The following is a 5,745-nucleotide window of genomic DNA, read 5'->3' on the forward strand; positions in this document are numbered from 1 at the left end:
CCCCTCCCGCGAGGGGAGGGGGGACTCAAAATGGGCCGCGTGCGGTCGAGCGTTAAGCTTCCACGCCCTCGACATACCAGTCCATCTTGGCGATCTCCTCGTCGCTGAGGGACTTGCCCTCGGGCACGACCAGCTCGCCCTTCTGGTTCTTGATCGGGCCGGCGAAGGGGTCGAGCGTGCCGGTGATGATGTCGGCCTTGGTCTTCTCCGCCGCGGCCACCACCTCGGGCGGCATCGCCTCATTGTACGGCGCCAGCGTGACCATGCCGTGCTTGAAGCCCCACCAGATGCTGGAGGACTTCCAGGTGCCGTCCATCACGGCCTGCACCCGCTCGACATAATACGGGCCCCAATTGTCGACGATCGAGGTCAGCTGCGCCTTGGGCGCGAAGTTGCGCATGTCCGAGGCCTGGCCGAAGGCATGGATGCCGCGCGCCTCCGCCACCTGGATCGCGGCCGGGCTGTCGGTGTGCTGGCACAGGATGTCGGCGCCGCCGTCGATCAGCGCCTTGGCGCCGTCGCTCTCCTTGCCCGGGTCGTACCAGCTGTTGACCCAGATCACCTTCACCTTCATGTCCGGCCGGATCTTCCGCGCGGCCAGAGTGTAGGCGTTGATGCCCATCACCACCTCGGGGATGGGAACCGAGCCGATATAGCCGGTGACGCCGGTCTTGGTCATGTGGCCGGCGATGGTGCCGCACACCGCGCGCCCCTCATGGAAACGGGCATTGTAGGTGCTGACATTCGGCGCGGTCTGGTAGCCGGTGGCGTGCTCGAACTTCACCTTCGGCAGGGTTTTGGCCACCCGGATCGTCGGGTTCATGTAGCCGAAGGAGGTGGTGAAGATCAGCTCGTTGCCGGCCTGGGCCAGCTGGCGCAGCACGCGCTCGGCGTCCGGGCCCTCCGGCACGCTCTCGACATAGCTGGTCTTCACCTTGTCGCCGAACTTCGCCTCGATCTCGCGGCGGGCGATGTCGTGGCCGTGGGTCCAGCCGTAATCGCCGATCGGGCCGATATAGATGAAGCCGACCTTCAGCGGGTCCGCCGCCCAGATCCGGCCGGGCAGGATCGTCGTCGCCAGGGTGGCCGCGGAACCCGCCAGAACCGACCGGCGGGAGAAGCGCATCGACATGAAGACCTCCTTGTTGTGATTCATCGGATGATAGCGATCCGTGATTGGAAGCGCGATTGGGATCGCGCTCCTGTCCAGCCTAGATGGAGGGCCGGAACGGCTTGCCCAGCGCGGCCGGCGCCTGCAGCCGGCCGCGCCACGGCCCGGCGGCGATGACCACCAGCACCGCGATGGTGGCGAGATAGGGCAGCATGGTGAAGACCTGCGCCGGGATGTCGATGCCGCCGATGCCCTGGGCGTGCAGCTGCAGGATGGTGACGCCGCCGAACAGATAGGCGCCCAGCAGCACCCGCCACGGCCGCCAGGACCCGAACACCACCAGCGCCAGCGCGATCCAGCCGCGGCCCGCGGTCATGCCCTCGATCCACAGCGGGGTGTAGGACAGCGACAGGAAGGCGCCGGCCAGCCCGGCCATGGCGCCGCCGAACAGGCAGGCCAGGTAGCGCACCAGCAGCACCGGATGGCCGATCGAATGCGCCGATTCCGCGGATTCCCCAACCGCGCGCAGCACCAGCCCGGCGCGGCTGCGCTTCAAGAACCAGGCGACCCCAAAGGTCATGGCGACCGACAGGTAGACCAGCGCGTCCTGGCCGAACAGCAGCGGGCCGACGACCGGCAGGTCGGTCAGCACCGGCAGCGACAGCTTCGGCAGCGGCGCGATCGGGTGGCCGACGAAGCCGGAGCCGAGCAGGGCGCTCAGCCCCACGCCGAAGATGGTCAGGGCCAGGCCGGTGGCGACCTGGTTGGCCATCAGCGTCAGGGTCAGCACCGCGAAGATCAGCGACATCGCCGTGCCGGCCAGGGCCGCGGCCAGGATGCCCAGCGCCGGCTGGCCGGTGGTGAAGGTGACGGCGAAGCCGGTGACCGCGCCGATCAGCATCATGCCCTCGACGCCGAGATTGAGGACGCCGGAGCGCTCGACCACCAGCTCGCCCAGCGCGGCGAGGAGGAGGGGGGTGGCCGCGGTGATCACCGTCGCCGCGATCAGGACGAACATCTCCATCACGACACCGTTGCAGGCTTGGGGGCGGCCTGGGCCGAGGTCCAGCGCAGGCGGTAGCGGACCAGCACGTCGGCGGCCAGCAGGTAGAACAGCAGCATGCCCTGGAACACCCCGGTCGCCGCAGTCGGCAAGCCCGCCGAGACCTGGGCGTTCTCACCGCCGATATAGGACAGGGCCATGACCATCCCGGCGACGACGATGCCGATCGGGTGCAGCCGGCCGAGGAAGGCGACGATGATGGCGGTGAAGCCATAGCCCGGCGTCAGCTGCGGGATCAGCTGGCCGATCGGGCCCGCCGCCTCGAAGGTGCCGGCCAGCCCGGCCAGGGCGCCGGACAGCAGCAGGCTGAACCAGGTCACGCGCTTGCGGCTGAAGCCGGCGAAGCGGGCGGCGGCCGGGGCCTGGCCCACCACCTGGATCTGGAAGCCGAACACGGTGCGGCCCATCAGGAACCAGGCGCCGACCGCGACCACGCCGGCCACCAGCACGCCGAGATGCAGCCGGGTGCCCTCGACCAGGATCGGCAGCACCGCGGCGTCGGTGAACATCCGGGTCTGCGGGAAGTTGTAGCCGTCGGGATCCTTCCACGGCCCGTAGACCAGGAGGCCCAGCACCTGGACGGCGACATAGGTCAGCATCAGGCTGGTCAGGATCTCGCTGACGTCGAAGCGGGTCTTCAGGAAGGCCGGGATCGCGGCATAGGCCATGCCGCCCAGGGCGCCGGCGATGCACATCGCCGGCAGGATCCACCAGCCCTCCTCGCCCCAGAAGGCGAGGGCGACGGCGCCGGCGGCGACGGCGCCGATGATCAGCTGGCCCTCCGCCCCGATGTTCCAGACATTGGCCCGGAAGCCGATGGCCAGGCCGGTGGCGATCAGGATCAGCGGTGCCGCCTTCACCCCCAGCTCGGTCCAGCCGTAGAAGCTTTCCACCGGCACGATCAGGAACTGGTACAGCGTCTCGGCCGGGTCCAGGCCGAGGGCCAGGAACAGCAGGTAGCCGCTGGCGACGGTCAGGGCGATGGCGATCAGCGGCGTCAGCCACACCATGGCGCGGGACGGTTCCCGCCTGGGCTCGATCCTAAGCGACATGGACGGCAGGCTCCTTCTGGTCGGCCGCGGCCGGCTCGGTGCCGTGCAGCCCGCCCATCAGCAGGCCGATCTCGGCGACCGAGATGTCATGGGTCGGCCGGGCCTCGGACAGGCGGCCGAGATTGATCACAGCGATGCGGTCGGTGACCTGCAGCAGCTCGTCGAGGTCCTGCGAGATCACCACCACCGCGGCGCCGTTCTGGGCCAGGGTCATCAGCGCCTGGTGGATCGCGGTGGCGGCGCCGGCATCGACGCCCCAGGTCGGCTGCGACACGATGAAGATCTCGGGCGTCTGCAGCACCTCGCGCCCGACCACGTATTTCTGCAGGTTGCCGCCGGACAGGCTGCCGGCCGCCGCCTCGGCCCCGCGGGCCTTGACGCCGAACTCATGGATCACGCGCTCGGCATAGCGGCGGGCCAGGCCGGCGCGGATCAGCCCGCCGGGCGCCAGCTTCATCCGGTTGCGGGCGCTCAGCAGCGTGTTGGCCGCCAGGCTCATCTCCGGCACCGCGGCGTGGCCGTTGCGCTCCTCCGGCACGCTGCACAGCCCCAGCAGGCGGCGCTGCTCCGCGCTCATCCCCCCCACCGGCCTGCCGGCGATGCGGATGGCTGTCGCCGGCCGCACCCGCCGCTCGCCCGACAGCGCCTGCAGCAGCTCGTTCTGGCCGTTGCCGGCGATGCCGGCGATGCCCAGGATCTCGCCGGCGCCGACGGTGAAGCCGATCTCCTTCAGCGCCGTGCCGAAGGGGCCGTCGGCGGGCAGGCTCAGATTTTCGACCACCAGCTTCGGGTCGGACGCGCCGCGGGCGCCACGCCGCGCCAGGGTGCGCAGCTCGGCCCCGATCATCATCTGCGCCATGCTGCGCGCGGTTTCGGCCGCCGGGTCGCAGGACCCGACCACCTTGCCGCCGCGCATGATCGTCGCCCGGCTGCACAGCGCCTTGATCTCGTGCAGCTTGTGGCTGATGTACAGGATCGAGCAGCCTTCCGACGCCAGGCGGCGCAGCGTCTCGAACAGCCGCTCGACCTCCTGCGGGGTCAGGACCGAGGTCGGCTCGTCCATGATCAGCAGCTTCGGGTCCTGCAGCAGGCAGCGCACGATCTCGACCCGCTGGCGCTCGCCCACCGACAGGGTGTGGATCTCGCGATGCGGGTCCAGCGGCAGGCCGTAGGCCTCGGACACCTCGCGGATCCGCCTGGCCAGGACGCGCCGGTCGGGCGGGCTTTCCAGGCCGAGGGCGATGTTCTCGGCCACGGTCAGCGCCTCGAACAGCGAGAAATGCTGGAACACCATGCCGATGCCGAGGCGGCGGGCCTCATGCGGGCTGGCCGGGCGGGCCGGCTGCCCGTTCCACAGGATCTCGCCGGCATCGGGCTGCAGCAGGCCGTAGATCGATTTCACCAGCGTCGACTTGCCGGCGCCGTTCTCGCCGAGCAGCGCGTGGATCTCGCCGGGCTGGACGGAAAAGCTTACGCCGTCGTTCGCGACGAGGCTCGCGAACCTCTTGGTGATGCCGCGCAGTTCGATGCGCGCGGGGCCGGCCCCCGGGTTGCGGTCCATGCAGCCTCCTGTTCTGGGCCTGCCCCCGCCGCCGGTTTGTCGGCGGGGGCGGGCACGTCCTTAGCCTTGGCGAAGGCGATGAGCAATTCCGCCGCGACCATGGCGGCGATGACTGGCGGGCGCTTGTCCCGCCCGAGGCCCGCCCCGATCGGGCAGGTCAGCTCTCCGGCGCGCCGCGGGTCGTTGCCGCGGGCCCGGAACCAGCGCTCGAAACGCTCGCGCTTGGTGGCCGATCCGATCAGCCCGACATAGGCGGCGTCGCCGCGCCGCAGGGCCGCTTCCGTCACCTCGAAATCCATGGCATGGCTGTGGGTCATGACCAGGTACGCCGCGCCGGGCGGGGCCTCGGCGACCGCGTCGGTCGGGGTCGGCGTCAGCCGTCGGGTGATGCCCTCGGGGATCTCGGCCGGGAACTCGTCGGCGCGGCCGTCGATCCATTGGATCTTCACCGGCAGCGGCGCCAAGGCGCGGGCCAGGGCCTTGCCGACATGGCCGGCGCCGAACACCAGGACGCTGGGGCGGTCCGCAGCCTCCGCGGCCTCCTCGGCCTCGATCCGGGCCAAAGTGGCGCCGTCGGCCAGCTCCAGGTCGATCACCACGAAGCCGCCGCAGCACTGGCCGATGGCGGGGCCGAGCGGGATCTCGACCCGCTGCGCCCGCTCCTTGGCCGCGATCAGGGCCCGGGCGGCGGCGATCGCGTCCCATTCCATGCGCCCGCCGCCGATGGTGCCGCGGGCGGCGCCGGCGGTGACCAGCATGTGCACGCCGGCCTCGCGCGGGGTCGACCCGCGGGCCTCCGCCAGCGTCACCAGCACCGCCGGCTCGCCATCGCCGAGCCACAGCCGGAGAGTGGAGGCGAGCGGGGTCATGTCGGCCCTCCCGCGCTGTGGCCATCCCCCAGGAAATCATTGCAAAATTGAGTCCCCCCTCCCCTCCGCGGGAGGGGGTAGGGGGAGGG

Annotated in this window: 5 protein-coding genes; all 5 read right to left on the bottom strand. The window is 70.8% G+C overall.

Annotated features, from left to right (window positions below):
• Nucleotides 1-52: 52 nt before the first annotated feature.
• Nucleotides 53-1,126: a BMP family ABC transporter substrate-binding protein gene (locus P409_RS24485; RefSeq protein ID WP_052121345.1), complete on the bottom strand. Its 1,074-nt coding sequence runs from the start codon at nucleotides 1,124-1,126 to the stop codon at nucleotides 53-55.
• Nucleotides 1,127-1,211: 85 nt separating this feature from the next.
• Nucleotides 1,212-2,135 (bottom strand): ABC transporter permease, encoded by a 924-nt coding sequence (locus P409_RS24490; RefSeq protein ID WP_052121343.1) that lies wholly within the window; start codon nucleotides 2,133-2,135, stop codon nucleotides 1,212-1,214.
• The gene (locus P409_RS24495) at nucleotides 2,135-3,226 is read right to left on the bottom strand and encodes an ABC transporter permease (RefSeq protein WP_034844758.1); all 1,092 of its coding nucleotides are present in this window, start codon (nucleotides 3,224-3,226) and stop codon (nucleotides 2,135-2,137) included. The genes P409_RS24490 and P409_RS24495 overlap by 1 nt, the downstream gene beginning before the upstream one ends.
• Nucleotides 3,216-4,787, bottom strand: coding sequence for an ABC transporter ATP-binding protein (locus P409_RS24500; RefSeq protein WP_034844759.1), 1,572 nt, complete (start codon nucleotides 4,785-4,787; stop codon nucleotides 3,216-3,218). Before P409_RS24500 ends, P409_RS24495 begins: the two co-directional genes overlap by 11 nt.
• Nucleotides 4,697-5,656 carry a xanthine dehydrogenase accessory protein XdhC gene (gene xdhC / locus P409_RS24505; protein ID WP_081991769.1) on the bottom strand — a complete coding sequence of 320 codons (960 nt, stop codon included), beginning with the start codon at nucleotides 5,654-5,656 and terminating at the stop codon, nucleotides 4,697-4,699. The genes P409_RS24500 and xdhC overlap by 91 nt, the downstream gene beginning before the upstream one ends.
• Nucleotides 5,657-5,745 lie beyond the last annotated feature (89 nt).

It is taken from the genome of Inquilinus limosus MP06 (genome assembly GCF_000767795.1).
Taxonomy (GTDB): Bacteria; Pseudomonadota; Alphaproteobacteria; order DSM-16000; family Inquilinaceae; genus Inquilinus; species Inquilinus limosus_E.